Origin of the sequence: Phytoactinopolyspora limicola, from assembly GCF_011320225.1 — a bacterium.
Lineage (GTDB): Bacteria > Actinomycetota > Actinomycetes > Jiangellales > Jiangellaceae > Phytoactinopolyspora > Phytoactinopolyspora limicola.
Genome location: NZ_JAAOEN010000004.1, coordinates 190,822 through 214,803 on the forward strand (window position 1 = coordinate 190,822; position 23,982 = coordinate 214,803).

The window sequence follows — 23,982 nt, forward strand, 5'->3', positions numbered from 1 at the left end:
AACCGGTGGGCGGGACAACCGGCAAAACTGGTGGGCGGTGTCAGCGGATCAGGGCGTCCAACGCTTGTTGGAGGTCCAGCGGATACGGCGAACCGAACTCCACCACCACCCCGGTATCCGGGTGCTCGAACGCCAGGCGCACGGCGTGCAACCACTGCCGCGACAGGCCCAGACTGTCGGCAAGAGTGGGGTCTGCACCATAGGTGAGATCCGCCACGCACGGATGCCGCAGTGCACTCATGTGCACCCGGATCTGGTGCGTCCGGCCGGTCTCGAGCTGAATCTCCAACAGGCTCGCCGCCGGGAACGCCTCCAGCGTCTCGTAGTGGGTGATGCTGGGTTTGCCGTCGGCGACGACCGCCCATTTGTAGTCATGCTGCGGATGACGTCCGATGGGAGCGTCGACCGTGCCCCGCGACGGGTCCGGATGGCCCTGGACCAATGCGTGATACACCTTGTCGACGGTGCGCTCCCGGAACTGGCGTTTCAGCGACGTGTACGCCGGCTCCGACTTCGCTACCACCATCAGCCCGCTGGTGCCCACGTCCAGGCGGTGCACCACACCCTGGCGTTCGGCCGCACCGCTGGTGGAGACCCTGAACCCGGCCCCGGCCAGCCCACCCACCACGGTCGGCCCGCTCCAGCCCGGGCTGGGATGGGCCGCCACCCCGACCGGCTTGTCAACCACGACGATGTGGTCGTCGTCGTGCACGATCCGCATGTCGGCGATCCGTTCGGGCACCACCACTACCGGCGCGGCCGGCTCGGGGATGTCGACTTCGAGCCAACCACCAGCGTGTACCCGGGCGGACTTCGCTTCCGCCACACCGTCAACCAGCACCCGGCCGCTCTCCACCAGATCTGCCGCCTTGGTCCGGGAGAAGCCGAAGAGCCTAGCCAACGCGGCGTCGAGCCGCTCCCCCTCGAGCCCCTCCGGCACCGGCAACGCGCGCCGGCCGCTCACCGCTCGCCGATTCCGGGCCGATGATCAGGGTGGTTGTCGGGGCCGCCGAGCTGATCGGACCGGTCCGGCCTGGTGGCTGGCTCGGAGTCATCGCTGGGCGGTTCGCCCCCTGACCCGGTCTCCGCGCCGTGGCCGTCGGCGCCAACGCTCACGTCGGGAACGTCGGCGCCAGCCTTCATATCGGGAACCTCGACGTCTGGCTCCACATCGCCGTCATCCGTGCCGTCACCGACGGCCACCACATCCGCCGGCTGGCCGGAGAACGCGACGCCGCGGAAGCTCAACAGCGCGATCAATATCGCTGAGCCGACGATCGAAGAGTCGGAGATGTTGAAGACCGGCCAGTTCGGCAACTCGATGAAGTCGACCACGTGGCCGCGCATCGGACCTGGCTCGCGGAAGATCCGGTCGGTCAACGTGCCGAGCGCGCCACCGAGCAGGCCACCGAGCGCCACTGCCCAGACGGGGCTGGTCACCTTTCGGCTCAACCAGACGATGACGACGACCACCACCACGGCGATCACGGTCAGCGCCACCGTCATATTGGTGAACATGCTGAACGCGGCCCCGGGATTACGGACCAGCCGGAACTGGACGATGTCTCCGATGACGCTGATGACGCGGCCGTCTTGCAGCGCCCCGACCGCCCACACTTTGGTGAGCTGATCGAGGATCAAGACAACAGCGGCTACGACGAGCAGCATCACCGTGCGGCGACGAACCCGTCCCTGCTGTGTATCGTCGCGGCTCAGCGACGTTCCTGTCGTTGTTTGCATGTCACGCATAGTGTGGCACGCGGGAAGGCGAGCAGGCGAGCCTTGCCGATCGGATTGCCGCATCTCTCGCAGACGCCATAAGTGCCGTCGTCGATCCGCGACAACGCCCGCTCGGTCTGGTTCAGCATCTCCCGATGACTGGCCGCCAGCGACATCTCGTGCTCGCGTTCGAAAGCCTTCGAGCCGGTGTCGACTTGGTCTTCGCCGCCATCGTCAGTGCTACGACGTAGAAGTTCGGCGATCTCCTCTTCGGCCTCGGTGATCTCCGCGCGCAACCGCGCGGAGTCACTTCGCAGTGTCTCGCGGAGTTCCGCCAGCTCCTCCGGCGTCCACGGTTCCTCATCCGTTCCGACGACGAGTGCCGCGGCTTGGCCAGCCTTAGCAGCGGTCCCTGCACTGTCCGTGCGTTCGGCCATCCCGACGCACCCCCTAGTCTGCCGTGTGCCCGCCCACGCTTTGTCCGGGTCAGGTGAGGATAGATCTTTCCCAGCTCACCTTCAATCAGCTCGCCGGTCTCAGCGTTCTCACAGCACTCGTGTCCCGCTCCGGCCCGGCAGGCCATGATGCGGCGGCCAGGGGCCGCGCCGGTGTCGACTGCTGCGCCGACGGTATGGTAATTACCCATAACAACGTGCGCTGATGCATCCAACAGCGATGACATCAACGTCTGTTACCCGGGGTCCCGGTCGGCCGCGGCCGGTGGCCTGAACCAGAGCCGGCGCCCTCCGAGAAGGCGGAAACGAGACGCACATCACCTCTCCATGTGTTCCACGCGGCCCCCGGCGGGGTGCCCAGCAGGTGGGGTGACGGCCCGAAAACGGTGTGCTCGGCGTGCCTGGCAGCCAGTACACTGTGGGTGCGAGACGGCATTGATGGGGTCAGTAACCCGCGCACACGGCCGACAGCGAGCCGGGGACGGTGTAAGCCCGGTGGTACGCGCGCGGACGAACATCGCCTCGGAGCCGCCGGAAGAACAGCGCGCCGCCACGGGCGGCAGTCGAGCGCTCAGTAGACCCGGCCGCGTCTGAACGAAGTGGGTCGCCCGCGCCGACAGGCACGCGGCGGCCAAGGAGGGTGGTACCGCGGGGTGCGCCTCGTCCCTCCGTCGTAGGCACTTTCGACGGAGGACACCGACCACCATGAGTGACGCGACCACCCGGGATTCCTCGCCCGGCACGGCCCAGGGCCCATCCGGCGCCCGATCCACCTCTGAACCCGGCCAGTATCGTGCCGTCCCGGCGCAGGTGGAGCTTGCCGCCATGGAACGCGACATCCTCACCTTCTGGGCGGACAACGAGGTCTTCGGCCGGGCCATGAAGGCCAGCGAGGGCCGCCCGACGTGGATGTTCTACGAGGGCCCGCCCACCGCCAACGGCACGCCGGGCACCCACCACATCGAGGCCCGGGTGTTCAAGGACGTCTTCCCCCGTTACCGCACCATGAAGGGGTACCACGTCCCGCGCAAGGCCGGCTGGGACTGCCACGGCCTGCCGGTGGAGATCGCGGTGGAGAAAGAGCTGGGGCTGTCATCGAAGTACGACATCGAGACCTACGGGGTGGCGGAGTTCAACGCCAAATGCCGGGAATCGGTCCTGCGTCACGTGGACGCGTTCGAGGAGATGACCGAGCGGATGGGCTACTGGGTGGACACCACCCGGCCGTATCGCACCATGGATCCGTCGTACGTACAGAGCGTGTGGTGGTCGCTGAAACAGATCTTCGACGCGGGGCTGTTGGTGGAAGACCACCGCGTCGCGCCGTACTGCCCGCGCTGCGGCACGGGCCTCTCGTCGCATGAGCTCGCCCAGGGGTACGAGACCGTCGCCGATCCGTCGGTCTACGTGCGGCTCCCACTCACCTCCGGCCCATTGGCCGGCACGGCCGCCCTGTTGGTTTGGACAACGACGCCCTGGACGCTGGTGTCCAACACCGCAACGGCCGTCCATCCGGACGTCACCTACGTCGCCGCCACCGACGGCTCGGAGACACTCGTCGTCGCCGAACCGCTAACCGAGGCGGTACTCGGCGAAGGATGGACGGTCACCGCACGGTACCGAGGCTCGGACATGGAACGGTGGGCCTACGCCCGACCGTTCGAGCTGGTCGAACTGGCTGCTCCGGATTCCAACGACGACGGCGGCCCGGTCGCCAACTACGTCGTCGTCGACACCTACGTAACCACCGAGGACGGCACCGGCCTCGTCCATCAGGCCCCGGCGTTCGGCGCCGACGACCTCCGCGTATGCAAACGGTACGGGATGCCCGTCGTCAACCCGATCGAACCCGACGGGACCTTCCGAGCCGATGTCCCCCTCGTGGGCGGCCAGTTCTTCAAACACGCCGACACCGCGCTCACCCAGGATCTCGACGAACGCGGGCTGCTCTACCGGCACACCACCTACGAACACGAATACCCGCACTGCTGGCGCTGCCACACGCCGTTGCTCTACTACGCCCAGCCGTCGTGGTACATCCGCACCACCCAGTTCCAGGACGCGTTGCTGCGCGAGAACGAGAAGACCAACTGGTACCCGGAGACGATCAAATGGGGCCGGTACGGAGACTGGTTGCGCGGCAACGTCGACTGGTCGCTGTCCCGCAACCGGTTCTGGGGAACACCACTGCCGATCTGGCGCAACGACGAAGATCCGTCGCACCTCGTCTGCGTGGAGTCGCTGGCCGAGCTGTCCAGGCTGGCCGGGCGAGACCTGTCCGAACTCGACCCACACCGCCCGTACGTCGACGACGTCACCTTCACGATGCCCGGCGTACCAGGTACGTTCCGGCGCGAGCCGCACGTCATCGACGCCTGGTACGACTCCGGCTCGATGCCCTTCGCCCAGTGGGGCTATCCGCACGAGCCCGGCAGCGAGCAGGTATTCAACGACTCGTACCCGGCACAGTTCATCTGCGAGGCGATTGACCAGACCCGCGGCTGGTTCTACACCCTGATGGCGGTTGGTACCGCCGTATTCGACCGATCGTCGTACGAGAACGTGCTCTGCCTCGGCCACATCGTCGCCGAGGACGGCCGCAAGATGTCCAAACACCTGGGCAACATCCTGGAGCCGATCCCGCTGATGGACACCCACGGCGCCGACGCCGTGCGCTGGTTCATGGCCGCCAGCGGCTCGCCCTGGCAGTCCCGTGGCATCGGTTCGGGCATACTCGGCGAGATCGTCCGCAAGGTGCTGCTGACCTACTGGAACACGGCCTCCTTCCTGTCCCTGTACGGGCGGACGGCCTCGTGGTCACCGGCCCACGGCGCCCCACCGGTGGGCGAGCGACCGGTGCTGGACCGGTGGGCGCTCAGCGAGCTGAACCAACTCGTCGCCGACGTCGACGCCGCCATGGAGAACTTCGACACCCAGCGCGCCGGCAGCCTGCTAGCCCGGTTCGTCGACGACCTCTCCAACTGGTATGTCCGACGTTCCCGGCGACGGTTCTGGGACGGCGACCCGGCCGCCCTGGCCACTCTGCATCAATGCGTCGAGACCTTAACCAGGCTGCTCGCGCCGCTGGTGCCGTTCGTCACCGAACGGGTCTGGCAGGACCTCGTCGTCCCCGTCGACCCCGACGCACCAGAGTCGGTGCACCTGGCCAGCTGGCCGGAGGCCGACCCGGCGGTCGTCGACACCCAACTGGCCGAAGAGGTAGCCCTGACCCGGCGCCTGGTCGAGCTCGGCCGCGCCGCACGGGCGGAGTCGAAGGTGCGCACCCGGCAACCGCTCGCCCGAGCCCTGGTCGGCGCGTGGGGCTGGGACGCTCTGCGGGACGAACTGCGCGCGGAGATCGCCGACGAGTTGAACGTGGCCGAGGTCACCTCGTTGAGCGCCGCCAGTGGAGCGGGGGCTGCCGGCGATGCGGGCGATGCCGGTGACGCCCTGCTCGACGTGTCGGCCAAGGCGAACTTCCGATCCCTGGGCCGGCGGTTCGCCAAGGACACCCCCACCGTGGCGGCCGCGGTGGCAGCGGCCGACGCCGGAGCTCTCGCGGCGGCCCTGCGCTCGTCCGGTGCGGCCAGCGTCGTTGTCGACGGAATCGGCGAGGTCACACTCGGGCCGGACGACGTCGTCATCACCGAGACTCCACGTGAAGGCTGGGCGGTCGCCCGAGAGGGTGAGACGGTGGCCCTCGACCTCACGTTGAGCGAGGAGCTGGTCCGGGCCGGTTTGGCCCGGGAGGTCATCCGGTTGGTCCAGGAAGCCCGTAAGACGAGTGGGTTCGACGTATCCGACCGGATCGAGTTCGCCTGGAGCGCGGCTGCTGGCGCCGAACAGCTGGCGGCCGCACTGCGTGAGCACGAACGGTTGGTATCCGACGAGGTCCTAGCGGTCGCGGTCTATGACGACGTGGCAGCGTTGGCCGGCGAGCCGGACCACACCGACGCCGACCTCGGTCTGACCTTCCGCGTCCGCCGCACCTAACCCTCCCCGTCGTGCACCTGATCTTCGAAATGTCACCTGATCTTTTCTGCGGCGACGATCAGGTGCACGATCGGCGGCAACGGCAGACCTCGCTGCATCTGATCGCGTCCCGCTATGTGAGCGGGAAACGATCAGATGCGTGAACGGGGCTGGTCGGCGCATTGATGCATCTGATCGTGAGAGCGTCCGCTGTGCCGTCCCGTCCACCATCTGCAGACGCGCAGCGCCAGCAGCCCGGGACGGCCGGTCATCACGGTGTTGACCAGCCGACCGTCTGCGGCCCGGCGTCTGTTCCCGGACCCGGTTCGACCGCGTTCGTCGCGCCCGTCGGTCTCGACGTACGTTCCGGCGATGCCCACCCTCGGCGCCGACCGCAACAAGCTTCCTCACGGCACGCTGCCGTGTGCAGTAAACCTCCTTGTTGCTGCCCTGGCGACCGTAAGCGTCCTTGTGCCCGGGGCGGATACCGCAGTAAGCCTCCTTGCTGTCGCCCGGACTGCGACACGCTTCGCTCCGGTGAAGAACCGTGCCGGGCGTCCCGGACTCCGCTACCGCCAGATGGCGTTAAAGCCCGAATCCGGCGCTTAACACCATCTGGCGGTAGCGGAGTGCGCGATCCTGAACGGGGCGACGAGTTACCTGTCGCGCAGCCCGACATCTACGTCGCCGAACAGCAAAATCACCGCCAGCACCCACACCTGGGGCGACCCGAAAGCCCAGAAACCCACCGAGGCGGCGACCCGCGGAAGAGCCGACGGCCGCCTACTCCGTGACAACTAGAGGTAGCCGCGGAGCTTGGCCGCGCTGGCCACCCGTTCGACGCTGATCTGGAACGCCGCCTGCCGAGGCGTGATCTTGCCGTTCTGCTCGGCTCGGTCCTTCACCGACCGATAGGCGGCGACCATCTGCCGACGCAGCTGCTCGTTGACTTGATCTTCGGTCCACTTGAACTCTTGAAGGTTCTGCGTCCACTCGAAGTACGAGACCGTGACGCCGCCGGCGTTCACCAGGATGTCCGGTAAGACCTCGACGCCGCGGTCGGCCAGGATGCTGTCCGCTTCCGGAGTGACGGGGTGGTTGGCGGCCTCGAGGATCAAACTGGCACGGATCTGGTCGGCGTTGTCCGAGTTGATCACCCCGCCGAGCGCGGCCGGGACGAGCACGGTGACATCGAGCGTCAATAGTTCGTCGTTGCCGATGGTATCGGTGCCGGGTGTGCCGACGACGCTGCCGCTCTGTCGCAGGTGCTGGTCGACGGCGTCGAGGTCGAGACCGTCCGGTGCGTAGATGCCGCCCCGTACGTCGCTGACGGCAACCACGCGGAAACCTTCGGCGGCGGCCAGCCGGGCTGCCCATGAACCGACGTTTCCGTATCCTTGGATCGCGATCGTGGTGTCGGCGGCGTCCCAGCCGTGGTCAGCGGCGGCCTTGCCCAGCACGATGACCGTCCCGCGGCCAGTAGCTGCCTCTCGGCCGTAGGAACCGCCTAGTTCGACCGGCTTACCGGTAACGATGGCCGGAGTGTGGCCGCTCTTGCGGCCGTACTCGTCCATCATCCATGCCATGGTCTGGGCACTGGTGTTCATGTCCGGCGCCATGATGTCGCGGCGCTCGCCGATGACGTAGCTGACCTGAGAGAGGTAGCGGCGGGTCATCCTCTCCACTTCGGTTTCGGAGAGCTCGGACGGGTCGACCTGCACCCCGCCTTTGGCCCCACCGAACGGGACATCGATCAATGCCGTCTTCCACGTCATCAGCGCCGCCAGTGCGCGGACCTCATCGAGGTCCGCGTCCTGGTGGAACCGGACGCCGCCTTTGTACGGGCCGCGGGCGCCGTTGTGCTGGACACGGTATCCATACACAGTGCGGACGGTGCCGTTGGCCAATCGCAGCGGCACCTGGACCCGTATCTCGCGATAGGTACCCGCCAGCAGCTCGCGGGTTGCGTCACCAAGCCCTAGTTGGTCAGCAGCGTGCTGAAAACAGTCCGTGACAGCCTGAAACGCCGAAGCCTTGGACATCGATCCGTGGCGGCCGCTCAGGGTTGGTCGTCATCGAGCAGGCTGGCGACCGACCGCAACGAGCCACCCGTCTGGGTAGCGGAAACGCTATCGCTGCCCGTCGGACGCTGGGGCGGCTGCTGAGGCTGAGCCGTGCTGTTGGGCCCGGGCCGTTGGGGCGGACCCTGCTGTGGTTGCTGAGGCTGCTGTGCCTGAGCCACCCCAGCGATCTCCGCCTCCGCGCGTTCGACTTCGTTGGCGCCTCCGACTTCAAGCTTGCGCAGCTCGTTCTCCAGGTACGACTTGAGCCTGCTGCGGTACTCCCGCTCGAAGGCACGCAGCCCTTCGAGGCGGCGCTCAAGGTCGGCGCGCTCGGTCTCGAGCTTGCCGAATACTTGGGCCCGCCGTTTCTGGACCTCTTGGTCGATCGATTCGGCCCGCTGCCGGGCGTCTTGCTCCAGCTTGGCCGCCTTGGCTTTCGTCTCGGCGTCGAGCTTCTCCGAGCGGCCTCGGGCGTCACCCATCAGGCGATCAGCCTCGGACTTCGCGTCCGCGACGAGTTCGTCGGCCGTCTTCTGGGCCAGGGCGAGCACCTTGGCAGCGGCGTCGCTGGGTTGGGTAGCGGGTCCTACGGCCGCCGCCTGCTGGACCACCGGAGCGGCAGTGGGCGGGGCCTTCGGAGCTTCTGGCTGGCGTTGCGGCTGAATCGGCTCGGCCGAGCCGACAGCGCCGGCTCCACGCGTCACCGCAGCGAGCTTGTCACGAAGCTCGTCGTTCTCGCGCTGCAACCGCGAGATCTCAGCCTCGACCTCGTCCAGGAACTCGTCGACCTCCTGCATGTCGTAACCCTCACGCAGGCGGACGGTTGTGAACTCCTTGTTCTGGACGGCCTCGGGCGTCAATGGCATAACGTCACCTCGAATGTGAGCAAGCGTCGAGAGTCACCGTACCGCGTCATCCCAGTGATGCCACAACCGACTGTGCGATTCGCACCAAGATGATCAGCACAATGAACGCCAGGTCAATGGCAACCGATCCAATCCGCAGTGGCGGGATCACCCGCCTGAGCAGGCGGAGTGGCGGATCGGTCACCGTGTACACGGCCTCCAGCACGATGAGTAGCGGCCCAGAGGGCTGCCACTCGCGAGCGAAGACCTGGATCCAGTCGACCACTAAGCGGACCAGCAGGACAATGAAGTACAGCCACAGTGCTAACGACAAAGGCTGGGTAATGACCGACACGGGATCCGAACCTACCTGACATTGGCTCAGCGTGCCGCCACCGGCACCGGTCTAGGGGTCGTGCGAGTGTCATATCAGCAGAATTTCACGTACTTGTTGATCAGCTCTGGTTGAAGAACGCACCGTCGGCGATCCTGGCTTTGTCCTCCGCCGTCACCGACACGTCGGCCGGTGTGAGCAGGAAAACCTTCGCGGTGATGCGGTCGATGCTGCCCCGCAAGCCAAAGATCAGACCGGCCGCGAAGTCGACGAGCCGCTTGGCGTCGACGTCGTCCATCTCGGAGAGATTCATGATGACGGGGACACCGTCACGAAAGTGCTCACCGAGCGTTCGTGCCTCGTTGTAGGTGCGCGGGTGCAGGGTGGTGATTCGGGCCTCCCGCGCGGCCGGTGCCGGCCGATGGCTGACCGGACGCCGATCGGCCAGCGAGGACACCGTAGCCGAGTGCTCGCGCTCTCGGGGGCGTTCACGGCGGGCCGGTGGTGGGTGTTCCTCAGGTGGCTCGTGCGCCTCGGGGGCGTCATCGAACTCCTGCTCGTAGTCTTCGGTGTACTCGTCGTACTCGTCTTCGTAGCGGTCCCGGTCCTCCACGAGGCCGAGGTAGACCGCAACCTTGCGCATTGCGCTGGCCATTCTCTCAAGTCCTCCGCACTGGTGGTGGACGGTTGCTACCTTCTGTACCGACACTAGCCTCCCCCACGGCTGAGCACGAGGATTGCGCAACGCGACACGCCTGGTGTGTCGCGCGAGGCACATGGGATCCACCCAAACCCCTGTGACTCACGTGACGTTCGTTACCCCACAGCCCCGCCCGCGACGTCCAGCGTCATCGACACACACGTCACCACCAACCCAGAACGGGCCAGAATCGCCCGTATTGCGACGATTGGCCCGGACTCGCCTCCACCCACCAGCGCGCCGCCTCCTACGCCCCTGAGGGCCGCCACTGGGCACCCGCGGCGCCTCTAGGGCCGATCGACAGCGACCCGCCGCACCCCCGACGGCGCCCGGCCCGGCACGCCTATCCATCAGCGACGGCTCACATCGCCAGCGACGGCTCAACCCTGGACGGCAGGCCCGATGCCTGAGCCATCGATCCACGCGATGCCCGCGAACCGACCAGTCACCCGCTCACGCCGATACGAGAAGTACGCCACATCCTCGAGCGTGCACGGACAGCCCTCAGGCCCCCAGCCGCCCGGCACCACCACTGCACCACCCGCCTCCAGCTGAGCCCGCACCCCAGCCGGGACGTCCAGCGCGGGCGTGCGTTGCCGGGTGGTCGCCCACGCCGCTGGCACCACGGACGCCACCTCCGCGCGCAGCGCATCCGGCACCTCGTAACACCGCCCACAAACCGCCGGCCCCAGCTGCGCGATGACGTCGTGGGCTCCGGCTTGCCGCATGACCTCCAACACCGCGGGGACCACCCCGGCCGCCAGGCCGGGGCGGCCAGCGTGGGCGACGGCAGCCACCCCCGCACCCGGGTCGGCCAGCACCACCGGGACACAATCGGCCACCAGCACAGCAAGCGCTAGGCCGGGCCGGGTCGTCACCATCGCATCGACCGCCGGCGGATCCTCATCGGCCGGCCACGGCCCGTCCACCACCGCGACGTCGGCGCCGTGCACCTGGTTCATGTAAACGACGGACCGTTCAGGCAGACCGAGACGACGGGCCAGCGTGGCTCGGTTGCGCTCCACTACGGCCGGTTCGTCGCCGACGTGCCGAGCGAGGTTGAAATCGTCGAAAGGGACGTCGCTGGCTCCGCCGAAGCGGTCCGTGAACGCGAAGGTGACGGGGCCGTGGGTGCTGCGGTAAGCGATCACCCGACCATCCTGCCGTGTGCGTAGTGACACGCTGCGACGTACCCCGACACGACCCCGCGGGAGATCGATCGGCCTGGGGTTCCGTCGACTACTTGAGGAAGTCTGGTACGCCTATTTGAGGAAGTCTGGTACGTCGAGATCGTCGTCAGCGGGAGGTACGACGCGGCGCTGTTCGCGAGGGCGGGGAGGGGCCGGCACCGGATCGGTTCGATCGGGACGCTCGCGGCCCCCTTCAGACCCGGCAGCCGGCGCCGCGCCGTTGGTGCTGGCATCGGATCCCGAGCCGGTGGTGTCGGAGTCGCCCGACGCGGCTTCGGAACCATCACCTGACGCCCCGCTACCACCACCCTGACCACCAGATTGAGCGTCGCTGCGGCGTACCGTGCCGAGCTCACGTCGTGGTGGTTGACCACCGTCGAACCCCGCGGCGATGACGGTGACTCGAACTTCGTCACCCAGGGCGTCGTCGATCACCGCACCGAAGATGATGTTGGCTTCGTCGTGTGCTGCCTGTGCGACGAGGTTGGCCGACTCGTTGATCTCGAACAGACCCAGATCGGAACCGCCGGAGACGGAGAGCAAGACCCCGTGGGCGCCGTCGATCGACGCCTCGAGCAGCGGCGACGAGATAGCCATCTCGGCGGCGGCGACCGCGCGGTCCTCGCCGCGGGCGGATCCGATGCCCATCAGCGCGGATCCGGCGTTGCTCATGACCGACTTCACATCCGCGAAGTCAAGGTTGATCAAGCCTGGCGTGGTGATGAGGTCGGTGATTCCCTGCACACCGGAGAGCAGCACTTGGTCCGCGCTCTTGAACGCATCAAGCACACTGACCTGGCGGTCGCTGATGGACAGCAGGCGGTCGTTGGGGATGACGATGAGGGTGTCGACCTCTTCACGCAAGGCCTCGATGCCGGCCTCCGCCTGCATCGCGCGGCGGCGGCCCTCAAACATGAAAGGCCTGGTCACCACACCGATGGTCAGCGCACCAAGCGAACGTGCGATACGGGCGACGACCGGCGCCCCGCCGGTGCCGGTACCGCCACCCTCGCCGGCGGTGACGAACACCATGTCGGCGCCCTTGAGGACCTCTTCGATCTCTTCGGAGTGGTCTTCAGCCGCCTTGCGTCCGACGTCGGGGTTGGCTCCCGCGCCGAGGCCCCGGGTCAGCTCACGGCCGACATCGAGCTTGACGTCGGCATCGCTCATCAGCAACGCCTGCGCGTCGGTGTTGACCGCGATGAACTCGACGCCCTTGAGGCCGACCTCGATCATGCGGTTGACCGCGTTGACGCCGCCGCCACCGATGCCGACGACCTTGATCACCGCTAGGTAGTTCTGCGGAGCAGTCACGTCCAGTCGCCTCTCAATCGAGTCCCGTTCAAACCCTCACCCTCAAGTTGAGGTTCATAGTTATGTCAACCTGAGCGATGATTAGACGCTAAGCGGGGCAGACACCCGTACGGCGCAGACACGCCGATAGATCTCCTGATCGACATTTTTCGCAACAGCCCACGACGCGGGCTCGAGAGGCGAATCCAGCCGTAGCCCACCCCGGCCAGACGGCGCCCGCACGCGGCGATGCCATGTGGACTGGCAGCCCCGGCCCCCGCTGACGAGCTCCATAAATCGGACGAACCTCCCACGATTACCTCACCTCAGCGTGCCAGGCACAACGCCGCGACGTGCACAGCGGTCGGCCCGTTGCCATTCTTCTGCGGTGGGCGAGCTGCCTCACCACCCGTTCAGGGGTGTGCGACGACGGCGAACGCGGCGCTGTGGCGGTGTATGAGCCGGATGATCGCCAGATCCCGGTACGGCATAGCGCACTTCGCTACCGCCAGATGGCGTTAACACCCGATTCCCGCCCTCAACCCCATCTGGCGGTAGCGAAGTGCCGGGGCACGCCGGCGCGGCCCGCACCGCAAGGGAAACGTGTCGCCGTCCAGGCCACAACAAGGAGGTTTACTGCGGCCCCCGCCCCGGGCACAAGGAGGCTTACTGTCACCAGGGCAACAACAAGGAGGCTTACTGCACACGGCAGCGTGCCGCAAGGAAGCTTGTGGCGGTCAGCTGAGGACGGGTGCCGCCGGACTGGGCGTCCAGCCCGACGCCCGAGTTGGCGAAGGCGGCAGCCGCTCTGACGATCAGATGCATAACCCGCCGGCTCGCCCATATCCTGAGACGAGGTCGCATGCGCCAACGGGCCGTTGAGCAGGGTAAACGCCATCCGCCGTGCACCTGATCGTCGCCACAAGAACGATCAGGTGACAAAACGGAGATCAGGTGCGCGCGGGGGTTACGGGACGATGGCGGGTTTGTCCGGTGCGGAGACGTCATACGCCGACGGCGGCTCCTCCACCGTGTCCATCAACGCCAGCAACGCCGCCGCTTTGTCGTCTCCACGTTCCGACGTACCCCACCGCACCACGATGCCGTCGTCCAGGATCAGGCGGACGTCCGCCGCCGATTCGACCTCGATCCGATCGACGAGTTCGTCGACGTTGGCCGGCAGGCCGGTCAGGACCTCCACGCCCATAACCCGGGCCAGGGTCGCCGACTCACCGGTGGGGGCGCTCATCACCGGCACGCCGTCGGGCGGGTCGGACGAGCGAGCGAACAGCACACCTGTCTCGTCCACGCTCCACCATCGGCTGCCGTCGGGAACGGCCGCCAGCGGCACCCGAGGCGCTACGTCGATGGTGAGTGTCCGGGGCCATGAACGGCGGATCTTTACGTCGCCGACCTCCGGGAGTTCACGCACTCTAGATGCGATCTCACCAGCGTCGACCCGGGCTAGCGGCACCCCGATCGGGACTTCGGCGATGTCCGCGACGTCGGCGGCGAGGTCGTTGTCGACACCGACGACCCGGACGTCCTGGACGGCCAGCGCGGATGACCAGCCAACCAGCCACGCCGCGACGCCCAGCCCAGCCACGGCTACCGCCGCGACGGCGATGTGCAGCACTTTGCGGGTTCGCCGACGCCGGACACGTGCCGTGAAGCGTTGCGCCCCGGCTGATTGTGTCCCGCCGCTCACCCCGCTCCTCCCCTACTCGCCGCCCGTGCGCCGCTCGCCGCCGACGGTGACCTCTCCGCGCAGCTCTACCCCACTGGGCGCCAACGGCCTGGTCGGGGCGGCCGGGACCGAGGTCGCTCGCCTACTGGCGACGGTCGATTCGAGCCGTTCCAGGATCTCGGGCCCGACGAGGGTGACGTCGCCGGCGCCAAGCGTGAGCAGGACGTCGCCGGGACGCACCCACGACGCCGCCAGCGCCGGCACCGCCGACCACGACCGCTCGAAGGCGACCTGGGTGGGCGGCAACGCCACCGCTGCCGCCACGAGTTCACCGGTGACGCCGGGTTCGGGGTCTTCGCGCGCGGCGTAGACGTCCATGACGATGACCTCGTCGGCGGCGCCGAGTGCGGTGCCGAACTCTTGGGCGAAGATCCGGGTCCGGCTGAACAGGTGCGGCTGGAAGACGGCGATGAGTCGCCCGGAGCCGGCCACCGATCGGGCGGCGGCGAGCACGGCGGAGACCTCGGTGGGGTGGTGTGCGTAGTCGTCGAAGACCCGCACCCCGTTGGCGACACCCTTCAGCTCGAACCGCCGGCGGGTCCCGGTGAAACCCGCCAAGCCGTCGCGGAGGTCGGCGCTGGAGAAGCCGAGTCCGAGCCCCGCGGTGAAGGCGCCGGTGGCGTTGAGCGCGTTGTGCCGGCCGGGAACCCGTAGCTGAACCCGTCCTTGCCGGCGGCCGCGGGCGACCAGCTCGAACGACACTCCGGCCTCCGAGAGCTCGAGGTCGGCGATCCGCACCGTGGCTTCGGACGACTCTCCGTAGGTGTGTACCTGCACCCCGCGTGCGGCCGCCCGCTCCCCGAGGGCCCGGGCACCGGGGTCGTCGGCACACACCACGAGGAATCCGCGGACGCGGTCGGCGAAGGCGTCGAAGGCGGCGATGTAGGCGTCGTCGCTGCCGTAGTGGTCGAGGTGGTCGGCCTCGACGTTGGTGACGATCGACACCTCGGGGTGGTAGGCCAGGAACGACGCGTCGCTCTCGTCGGCCTCCGCCACGAAGATGTCGCCGCTGCCGTTGTGAGCGTTGGCGCCGGATTCGTTCAAGTGACCGCCGATGGCGAACGACGGATCGGCCCCACAGTGTTGTAGGGCGACCGTCATCATCGATGTGGTGGTGGTTTTGCCATGGGTTCCGGCCACCGCGATGGCGCGGCGCCCGGCCATCACCGACGCCAGCGCGGACGCGCGGGGCAGGATCCGCAGCCCGCGGCGGCGCGCCTCGACGACCTCGGGATTGGTCTCGCGGATCGCCGTGGAGACCACGACGGTATCCGCCTCCCCCAGGTTTTCGGCGGCGTGTCCGACGTGGGTGCTGGCGCCTAGGGCGCGCAGCCCGGTGAGCACCCCGGAGTCTTTCGCGTCGCTGCCGGATACGTCGATGCCGCGGGCCAGCAGGATCCGCGCGATGCCACTCATGCCGGCACCACCGATGCCGACGAAATGGACGGCACCGAGCTTCTCGGCGGGAATGATCCCGTCCGGCGGTGGGACGATCACCTATCGACCTCCGGTGTCGGCGCCGTTCGCGGACGGGGTACCCGGCGTGTCGGCCGCCACGGCTTGCCGCATCATCCGCACGAGGTGGTCGTCGGCGTCGCGGCGGCCGAAGCCGGCGGCGGCCGCCCCCATCGTGGTGAGCCGGTCCGTGGACTCCAGCAGCGGCACGACGGTGGCGACCAGATGGTCGGGGGTGAGTTCGGCGTCCGGGACCAACATCCCGCCCCCGGCGGCCACCGTGGGTTCGGCGTTGAGCCGTTGCTCGCCGTTGCCATGCGGCAACGGGACGTAGACCGCGGGCAGCCCGACGGCGGCCAGTTCGGCGCAGGTGATCGCGCCGGCGCGGCAGAGAACCAGGTCGGCCGCGGCGTAGGCGAGATCCATCTGGTCGATGTAGGCCACCGGCACGTATCCGGGGCGGGCCTCGACGGTGTCGATGTTGGCGGCCCCGACGGCATGCAGCACTTGTGCGCCGGCCGCCAGCAGTGTGTCGAGTGCGCCGTCAACCGCGGTGTTGAGCCGGCGGGCGCCTTGGCTACCACCGACGACGAGCAACGTCGGTAGCTGCGGGGACAGTCCGAACAGTTCCTGCCCTTCGGCCCGCCGGGCGCTGCGATCGAGTTGAGCGATGGACCGGCGCAGCGGGATACCGACGTGTTCAGCACTGCCGAGCTGCACCCCGGGGGTGGCCACGGCTACATGCGACGTGAACCGGGCGCCGATGCGGTTGGCGAGCCCGGGCCGCGCGTTGGCCTCGTGGACGACGATGGGGATACCGAGCCGGCGTGCCGCGAGGTAGGCGGGCAACGCGACGTAGCCACCGAACCCGACCACCACCTCGGCCTGGCGCTCGCGTAACACGTTGGCGGTCTCTCGGACCGCGCCGCGGACCCGCGCCGGCACCCGGATCAGCTCCACCGTGAGCCGGCGCGGCAACGGTACGGGCGGGATCAGCGCCAGCTCATAGCCGCGTTCGGGGACCAGACGGGTCTCGAGGCCACGTTCGGTGCCGAGCAAGGTGATCTGAGCATCGGGTTCGGCCCGCCGCAGGGCATCCGCGGTAGCCAGGGCCGGTTCCACGTGCCCGGCGGTGCCACCGCCGGCCAGTACCGCTTTCACCTGGTTGCCTCCCGCCGGCGCAGGCGTCGTTCGCGTTGTGCGGCCAACGCCTCTTTGGCACCGGGCTCCTGTTTGGCCAAAGCCAGAAGGAGGCCAACGGCCGAAACCGTCACCACCATCGACGCTCCGCCGTACGAGACGAGCGGGAGCGGAACACCAACCACCGGAAACACCGCCAACACCATGCCGAGATTGATCACGGTCTGCACCATGAACCAGCCGGTGATCCCGGCCGCTGCCAACCGGACGAACGTGTCTTTCGTCCGCATCGCGATGCGCAGGCCAGCATAGCCGAAAGCTAGGAACAGCACGATGACCATCAGCGAGCCGGGCAGCCCAAGCTCTTCACCGAGGATGGCGAAGATGAAGTCGGTGTGCTGTTCGGGGAGGGTGCCCCATTTCTGGGTGCTGGCGCCGAGTCCGGTGCCCCACCAGCCGCCGTTGGCGAAGGCGAAGATCGAGTTGGCCGCTTGGTAACCGGTGTTGGCGTAGTCGGCGAACGGATCGAGGAAACCCAGCACCCGCTGGGTCCGGTAGCCGGTGGAGAAGATCAGATAGACGCCGACGACGCTGACCGATCCCACGGCCAGGCCGAACAGCCAGGTCGGCACACCCAGGACCCACACCATGGTGAGCAGGATGAACATCATGACCACGGAGGTGCCCATGTCGCCCTGGCCGAGGGTCAGCCCGACGATGATCACCGCCACTGGCGCGACGGGAATCAGGAGCTGCCGCCACTGGCGCACGAGTGCACCCTTGTTGGCGAACACGTGGGCCACCCAGACGATCAGCGCCAGTTTGGCCGCCTCGGACGGCTGCAGGAGGAAGGGACCGCCGAAGTCCAGCCAGTTCCGGCTGCCGCCGCGCACCACTCCCAGGCCGGGCACGTAGGTCAGGGCGAGGAGGCCGACGGCGCCGATCACCAGCAGCAGGGACACCGCCCGCAGCAGCCGGATCGGCATGCGGGTGATCAGCCACGCGATCGGCAGCGCCACCAGGACCCAGATGAGCTGCCGGGTGAAGTAGTAGGCCGGGTGCCCGAACTGCTGAGTGGAGACGTAGGTGGTGGAGGAGAACACCATGATCAGCCCGAGCAGCAATAGCAGCCCGCCCGAACCGAGCACGAGGTAGTACGAGGCCAGCGGGCGGCGTAGGAAGTTGGTCAGCGCCGCGCGCCCGGCGCCTCGAGTACGCGCAGGACCCGGGTTAGTGGCCGTCATGGCGGTGCACCGCCGCCGCGAACGCGTCTCCGCGGCGGGCATAGTTGGCGAACATGTCCATGGACGCACACGCCGGTGCCAGGAGTACGGTGTCTCCTGCGTGGGCGGCTTCCGCCGCCGCCTGCACTGCACGGTCCATGGCCATATTGTCGGTGCCGGAGAGCTCGATCACCGGGACATCCGGGGCGTGTCGCCCAAGTGCCTCTTTGATGATGTGCCGGTCGGCGCCGATCAGCACCACGCCGCGCAGCCGCTCGCGGGCGCCGATCACCAACTCGTCGAAGACGGCTCCTTTGGCCAATCCCCCGGCGATCCATACCACGGATTCGTAGGCCTGCAACGAGGCCGCCGCGGCGTGTGGGTTGGTGGCTTTGGAGTCGTCGACGTAGCGCACGCCGTCGATGGTGGCGACGGTGGCCACCCGGTGCGGGTCGGGGGTGAAGGTATGCAGCCCGTCCCGCACGGCCACCGGCGGTACCCCCACCGATCGGGCTAGGGCGGCCGCGGCCAGCGCGTTCGCGACGTTGTGGGGGGCCGCCGGCTGGACGTCGTCGACGGTGCCGAGTTCGGCGGCCGACGTCTGCCGTTCGGCGATGAACGCCCGGTCGACGAGGACGTCGTCGACGACACCCACCATCCCGACCGCCGGAATCCCCAGGGTGAACCCGATGGCCCGAGCACCTTCGACGACGTCGGCGTCGCGCACCAGCTGCTCGGTGGCCGGGTCGGCGACGTTGTAGACACACGCTGTCTCGACACCCTGGTAGATGCGGCCCTTGGCGGCGGCGTACTCCCCGGCCGACCCATGCCAGTCGAGGTGGTCCGGAGCGATATTCAGCACCGCGGCCGAGCGCACCGCCAACGAGTGGGTCCAGTGCAGCTGAAAGCTCGACAGTTCGACCGCCAGAACGTCGTGTCCGACGGGGTCCATCACCGCCGACACCACCGGCTCGCCGACGTTGCCGGCGGCTCCGACCCGCAACCCCGAGGCGCGGAGCATCTCGGTGAGCATACGCAGGGTGGTGGTCTTGCCGTTGGTGCCGGTCAGCGCCAGCCATGGGGTCGCGGGGTCGCGCAGCCGCCAGGCCAGCTCGACCTCACCCCACACCGGTATCCCGGCGTCGGCGGCCGCGACCAGCAGCGGTGCGGTTGGTCGCCATCCGGGTGAGGTGACGACGAGCTGGGTGCCAGCCGGCAACTCCGCGGTGGCGCCGCCCCCCAATCGCACGGTGGCGTCGAGGATCTCCAGGATGTTCGCCCGTTCGCGTTGGTCGTCGCCGTCTCCTTCATCGACGACGGTGACCCGGGCACCGAGCTGGACCAGCGCGTCGGCGGCGGCGAATCCCGACACGCCGATGCCGGCCACCACGACGGACAACTCCGACCATGGGCTCTCGCGCGCCGCGTCGGCCAGCCACGGCGGCCTGCTCACAGCGCCGTCACCCACTCCGCGTAGAACAGGCCCACGCCGGCCATGACGAACAGCCCGGCGATGATCCAGAACCGGATCACGATGGTGACCTCGGCCCATCCTTTGAGCTCGAAATGATGTTGGAGTGGCGCCATCCGGAACAGCCGTTTACCCCCGGTGAGTTTGAACCAGCCGACCTGCAGGATGACCGACAGGGTGATGATGGCGAACAGTCCGCCCAGGACGACGAGCAGCAGTTCGGTGCGGCTCATGATGGCCAGACCGGCGAGGGCACCGCCGAGCGCGAGCGAGCCGGTGTCGCCCATGAAGATCTTCGCCGGGGCCGCGTTCCACCATAGGAAGCCGAAGCAGGCGCCCATCAGTGCGGCGGCCACCACGGCGAGGTCGTGTGGGTCTCGGACCTCGTAGCAGCCGGGGCCGGGTGACACGGCGCAGCTCTGGTTGAACTGCCAGATGCTGATGAGCGTGTAGGCGCCGAACACCATGACCGATGCACCCGTCGCCAGCCCGTCGAGCCCGTCGGTGAGGTTCACCGCGTTGGACGTGCCGGACACCATCAGCAGCGCCCACACCACGAACGCCGCGGCGGGTAACACCACCGGGGTGTCGCGCAGGAACGAGATCGCTTCGTAGCCGGGGGTGGAGCCCTGCTCGTTCGGGAAGTTCAGCGCCATGACCCCGAACGCCACGGCAACCGCGATCTGCCCGGCCATCTTCGCCCGGCTGCGCAGGCCGAGGCTGCGCTGCTTGGCGATCTTGATGTAGTCGTCGAGGAAACCGACCAGTCCGAGTCCGACCAGCAGGAACAGGACGAGAAGGCCGGACGCGCTGGGGGCGGACGGCCGGACGATGTGCGCCACCACGTAGCCGACCACCGCCGCGATGATGATCACCGCGCCACCCATGGTGGGTGTGCCCCGTTTGGTGTGGTGGCTGGTGGGGCCGTCGTCGCGGATCAGCTGCCCGTAACCACGACGCACCAGCACCCGGATCGCGACCGGCGTGCCGAGAATGGAGACGACGACGGCGACGAGGCCGGCGGTGAGGATGGAGATCACGCGGACGCCTCCCGGGTGCCTTCGGCCGCGGCGGGTGCGGCGAGCCGGTCGCCGAGGAAACGCAGTCCGGCATCGCGGGACGACTTGACGAGGACGACGTCCCCGGATCGCAGCTCGTCGTTGAGCAGCGCCTCGGCGGCGTCGCGGTCGGGCACCCAGGTGGATTCACCCGCCCAGGAGCCCTCCAACGTGGCGCCTTGGTGCATGGCGCGGGCGCCATCGCCGACGACGACGAGGTGGGAGACGTTGAGCCGGACGGCCAGCCGGCCGATGGCGTCGTGTTCGGCGGTCGACGAATCACCGAGTTCGAGCATCTCACCGAGAACCGCCCAGCTCCGGCGGCCCGAGGCGATGGTGGCCAGCGACTTCAGGGCGGCCCGGGTCGATTCCGGGTTGGCGTTGTAAGCGTCGTTGACGACGGTCACGCCGTCGGGCCGTTCGGTGACCTCCATCCGCCATCGCGACACCGGGCGGGCGGCACTGAGCTGCGCACCCACCGCCGCGAGATCCATACCCAGCGCGAGTGCCGCACCGGCGACGGCCAACGCGTTGGCTACCTGATGCTCGCCGACCAGCTGAAGCGTGACAGGAGCGGTGCCGTCCGCGGCGACGAGGGTGAACGATGCCCGGCCGTGGTCGTCGAGCTGGACGTTCTCCGCACGCAACTCAGCGTGTACGGACTCCCCGACCATCACGACGGTGGCCGCGGTGCGCTCGGCCATCCGACGCACCATGGGGTCGTCGGCGTTCAGCACGGCGATACCACCCAGCGGCAGGGCCTCGACGAGTTCACCTTTGGCCCGGGCGATGGTGTCGCGGTCGCCGAACTCGCCGAGGTGGGCGGAGCCGACGTTGAGCACGATGCCTACCCTCGGCGGCGAGATGCCACAGAGGTAGCGGATATGCCCGACGCCTCGGGCGCCCATCTCCACGACGAGCGTGCGGGTGGTGTCGTCGGCCGTGAGCACCGTCAGCGGAACACCGACCTCGGTGTTGTAGGAGCCGGGCGGCGCGACGACCGGCCCGAGCGGGGTCAACACCTGCGACAGGAGGTCTTTGGTGGTGGTTTTGCCGGACGAGCCGGTAACACCGACGATGGTCAACTCCGGCAGCCGGCTGACGAGCCGGCGAGCCAGCCTCCCGAGGGCCGCCTCCGAGTCGCCGACGACAACCTGCGGGATCGCCGCCGGCACGGGTCGTTCGACGATGGCGGCGACCGCCCCGGCGGTGGCGGCCGACGCGACGTACTCGTGGCCGTCGCGCACCTCGCCGACCCGCGCGACGAACAGCCCGCCGGGCGCGGCGGCACGGGAATCGACGACGACCGGCCCGCTGACTGACAGCCGGTCAGGGTCGGCTCCGGCGCCGAGCGTCGTTTTGTCGACGTTGCCGCCAACAGCGTCGGCGATTTCGGCCAACGTCATCGGAATCACGGTGTCGCCTCCATGCCGGGACCGCCCGGCAGCTCACGCGAGAACCCCGGGTGGCGGCCGACTCCTCCGCCGGCCGGGTGTGTACACCCGGCGGCAGCATCAGCGCCACGGCTCTCAGCTCTGCTCATCATCTCTTGCCCATCTTGCCTAGGTACTCTTCGCGGAGCACCACACGATCGTCGAACGGATACACGGTCCCCGCGATCTCCTGTCCCGGCTCGTGCCCTTTGCCGAGGACGACGACGATGTCGTCGGGGCCTCGGACCCGGTCCAGGGCGGCCCGGATGGCGCCCCGCCGGTCGGCTACCTCGACGACGTCGCCCCCGGTGTCCAGCCGCCCGGCGCCGGCGCGGACCGCGGCCCGGATCGCCTCCGGAGACTCCTGCCGCGGGTTGTCGTCGGTGATGACGAGCACGTCGGCATGCCGAGCGGCAGCGGCACCCATCAACGGGCGTTTGTCGCGGTCCCGATCGCCGCCCGCTCCCGTGACGGCGACCAGCATCCCCGGCTGGTGGCCGGGCCGCGGCGTCCGCAACGCCAGCAGGACGTTCTCGATGGCGTCCGGGGTGTGTGCGTAGTCGACGACCATCATCGGCGCCTCGGGATCGTCCACGTGCACCCGTTCCATCCGGCCCGGGACCCCGGGGCAGCCGCCCACACCTGCCGCGGCGACCTCGGCGTCGATGCCGGCTTCGACGAGCATGGCCACGGCCAGGGCCGTGTTCGCGACGTTGAAATCACCGGGAAGGGGGACCTGGAGGTCGACGACGCGCCCATCGGTGCCAGCCAGCCGCACCGGCTCGCCGGGCTCCACCCGCCACCGTACCCGCGGGTCACGGGCCGGTTCGTCGTGAGCCGGTGCCGTCGTCGTGGCTCCCCGCTGCCACCCGGCGGCCGCGACGGTCGCTCCGGGCAGGTCGATCTGGGCTGCCAGCCGCCGTCCGTACTCGTCGTCGACGCAGACCACCGCCCGCGCGCTGCGGCGGCTGGTGAACAGGCGGGTTTTGACGGCGAAGTAATCCTCCATGCCGGCATGGAAGTCGAGGTGGTCTTGGGACAGATTGGTGAAACCGGCGACGTCGAACCGGATCCCGTCCACCCGGCCAAACGCCAACGCGTGGCTGGACACCTCCATGACACACGCCGACGCGCCGTGTTCCCGCATGACGGCCAGAGTGGCATGCACGTCGGTGGCCTCGGGGGTGGTCCGCACACTCGGCATGACGGTGGCACCGATCCGGGTCTGGACCGTCCCCATCAGCCCCACGACCAGCCCCGCCTGCCGGAGCCCGGCTTCGATCAGGTAACTGGTGGTGGTTTTGCCGTTGGTGCCCGTCACGCCCAGCATCATCAGGTCTTTCGCCGGGTGTCCGTAGACGGCCGCGGCGATCTCGCCGAGCCATGCCCGGGGATGATCCACGACGACCACCGGCACACCGGCCCGCGACGCTGCCTCGCCCGCGACCGACGCCCCGTCCTCGTCGGTGAAGATCGCCGCGGCGCCGGCGTCCAGGGCGGCCTCGACGAAGCGCGCTCCGTGGGTCGCGGCACCGGGCAGGGCCGCGAACAGGTCCCCCGCAACCACCTGCCGGGAGTTGTGGGTGATCCCCGTGACCTCGAGGTCGGCGTCATCCGGGACCGCTCCGAGCGGCAGTAGCTCACGCAGCCGGCCCAAGGGGTACGGTGCGACGCCGGCTGGGCGCAGCCCCGCCCCGGCCGGGGGCGGCTGCTCCCGCTCTCCGCCGGACTCCCCACTTACGCTGTGCGACACGGCAGCAAAATCTACTCGGCGGGCCGGGCGGCCGCTGCGACGGCTCCGGGTTGGGCGGCACCGGCTCCCCGACACACTGCTCCGTGGCTGCTCCCGGCGCGGCCCACCGCCTGGCCGGGGCCGGGCCTGCC

18 protein-coding genes are annotated in these 23,982 nt (G+C 68.6%); 1 reads left to right on the forward strand and 17 read right to left on the reverse strand.

Translation table 11 applies throughout. The features are described 5' to 3' along the window. Positions 1-40: 40 nt before the first annotated feature. Genes G8760_RS12465 through G8760_RS12475 form a run of 3 tightly spaced genes read right to left on the reverse strand, consistent with a single transcriptional unit; the run spans position 41 to position 2,156 of the window. Positions 41-964 (reverse strand): RluA family pseudouridine synthase, encoded by a 924-nt coding sequence (locus G8760_RS12465; protein ID WP_166351448.1) that lies wholly within the window; start codon positions 962-964, stop codon positions 41-43. Beyond that, on the reverse strand, positions 961-1,740 hold the full coding sequence (gene lspA, locus G8760_RS12470) for a signal peptidase II (RefSeq protein WP_166351450.1): 780 nt from the start codon (positions 1,738-1,740) through the stop codon (positions 961-963). Before lspA ends, G8760_RS12465 begins: the two co-directional genes overlap by 4 nt. Next, positions 1,713-2,156 (reverse strand): TraR/DksA family transcriptional regulator, encoded by a 444-nt coding sequence (locus G8760_RS12475; RefSeq protein WP_166351452.1) that lies wholly within the window; start codon positions 2,154-2,156, stop codon positions 1,713-1,715. Before G8760_RS12475 ends, lspA begins: the two co-directional genes overlap by 28 nt. Before the next feature lie 723 nt (positions 2,157-2,879). Here G8760_RS12475 and ileS point away from each other — a divergent pair. Continuing rightward, positions 2,880-6,167: an isoleucine--tRNA ligase gene (ileS, locus tag G8760_RS12480; RefSeq protein WP_166351454.1), complete on the forward strand. Its 3,288-nt coding sequence runs from the start codon at positions 2,880-2,882 to the stop codon at positions 6,165-6,167. Positions 6,168-6,943: 776 nt separating this feature from the next. On the opposite strand, the gene G8760_RS12485 is transcribed toward ileS, so the two are convergent. The 14 genes from G8760_RS12485 to G8760_RS12550 form a co-directional block, all read right to left on the reverse strand. Continuing rightward, on the reverse strand, positions 6,944-8,188 hold the full coding sequence (locus tag G8760_RS12485) for a Glu/Leu/Phe/Val family dehydrogenase (protein ID WP_166351456.1): 1,245 nt from the start codon (positions 8,186-8,188) through the stop codon (positions 6,944-6,946). Positions 8,189-8,205: 17 nt separating this feature from the next. Then, positions 8,206-9,075 (reverse strand): DivIVA domain-containing protein, encoded by an 870-nt coding sequence (locus tag G8760_RS12490; protein ID WP_166351458.1) that lies wholly within the window; start codon positions 9,073-9,075, stop codon positions 8,206-8,208. 46 nt (positions 9,076-9,121) lie between these two features. Beyond that, positions 9,122-9,409 carry a YggT family protein gene (locus G8760_RS12495; protein ID WP_166351460.1) on the reverse strand — a complete coding sequence of 96 codons (288 nt, stop codon included), beginning with the start codon at positions 9,407-9,409 and terminating at the stop codon, positions 9,122-9,124. 100 nt (positions 9,410-9,509) lie between these two features. After that, complete coding sequence (locus tag G8760_RS12500) at positions 9,510-10,043, reverse strand: cell division protein SepF (protein WP_166351462.1); 534 nt, start codon at positions 10,041-10,043, stop codon at positions 9,510-9,512. Positions 10,044-10,468: 425 nt separating this feature from the next. Continuing rightward, positions 10,469-11,239, reverse strand: coding sequence for a purine nucleoside phosphorylase YfiH/LACC1 family protein (locus G8760_RS12505; protein WP_166351464.1), 771 nt, complete (start codon positions 11,237-11,239; stop codon positions 10,469-10,471). 111 nt (positions 11,240-11,350) lie between these two features. Then, on the reverse strand, positions 11,351-12,592 hold the full coding sequence (gene ftsZ, locus G8760_RS12510) for a cell division protein FtsZ (protein ID WP_207782289.1): 1,242 nt from the start codon (positions 12,590-12,592) through the stop codon (positions 11,351-11,353). Between the two features lie 946 nt (positions 12,593-13,538). Then, positions 13,539-14,279, reverse strand: coding sequence for a cell division protein FtsQ/DivIB (locus tag G8760_RS12515; RefSeq protein WP_166351466.1), 741 nt, complete (start codon positions 14,277-14,279; stop codon positions 13,539-13,541). Between the two features lie 12 nt (positions 14,280-14,291). Next, on the reverse strand, positions 14,292-15,815 hold the full coding sequence (gene murC, locus G8760_RS12520) for a UDP-N-acetylmuramate--L-alanine ligase (RefSeq protein WP_166351468.1): 1,524 nt from the start codon (positions 15,813-15,815) through the stop codon (positions 14,292-14,294). Beyond that, positions 15,816-16,934 carry an undecaprenyldiphospho-muramoylpentapeptide beta-N-acetylglucosaminyltransferase gene (murG, locus tag G8760_RS12525; RefSeq protein WP_166351470.1) on the reverse strand — a complete coding sequence of 373 codons (1,119 nt, stop codon included), beginning with the start codon at positions 16,932-16,934 and terminating at the stop codon, positions 15,816-15,818. Next, positions 16,931-18,157 (reverse strand): putative lipid II flippase FtsW, encoded by a 1,227-nt coding sequence (gene ftsW / locus G8760_RS12530; RefSeq protein ID WP_166351472.1) that lies wholly within the window; start codon positions 18,155-18,157, stop codon positions 16,931-16,933. The genes murG and ftsW overlap by 4 nt, the downstream gene beginning before the upstream one ends. Further along, entirely contained in the window at positions 18,144-19,589 is a 1,446-nt protein-coding gene (gene murD, locus G8760_RS12535; RefSeq protein WP_246222522.1) for a UDP-N-acetylmuramoyl-L-alanine--D-glutamate ligase, read from the reverse strand. The genes ftsW and murD overlap by 14 nt, the downstream gene beginning before the upstream one ends. Continuing rightward, entirely contained in the window at positions 19,586-20,647 is a 1,062-nt protein-coding gene (mraY, locus tag G8760_RS12540) for a phospho-N-acetylmuramoyl-pentapeptide-transferase (RefSeq protein ID WP_166351477.1), read from the reverse strand. The genes murD and mraY overlap by 4 nt, the downstream gene beginning before the upstream one ends. Beyond that, a complete protein-coding gene (locus G8760_RS12545; protein ID WP_166351479.1) occupies positions 20,644-22,080 on the reverse strand; it encodes a UDP-N-acetylmuramoyl-tripeptide--D-alanyl-D-alanine ligase in 1,437 nt (478 codons plus the stop codon). The genes mraY and G8760_RS12545 overlap by 4 nt, the downstream gene beginning before the upstream one ends. Positions 22,081-22,207: 127 nt before the next feature. Continuing rightward, positions 22,208-23,851 carry a UDP-N-acetylmuramoyl-L-alanyl-D-glutamate--2,6-diaminopimelate ligase gene (locus tag G8760_RS12550; protein ID WP_207782290.1) on the reverse strand — a complete coding sequence of 548 codons (1,644 nt, stop codon included), beginning with the start codon at positions 23,849-23,851 and terminating at the stop codon, positions 22,208-22,210. Between the last annotated feature and the right edge of the window lie 131 nt (positions 23,852-23,982).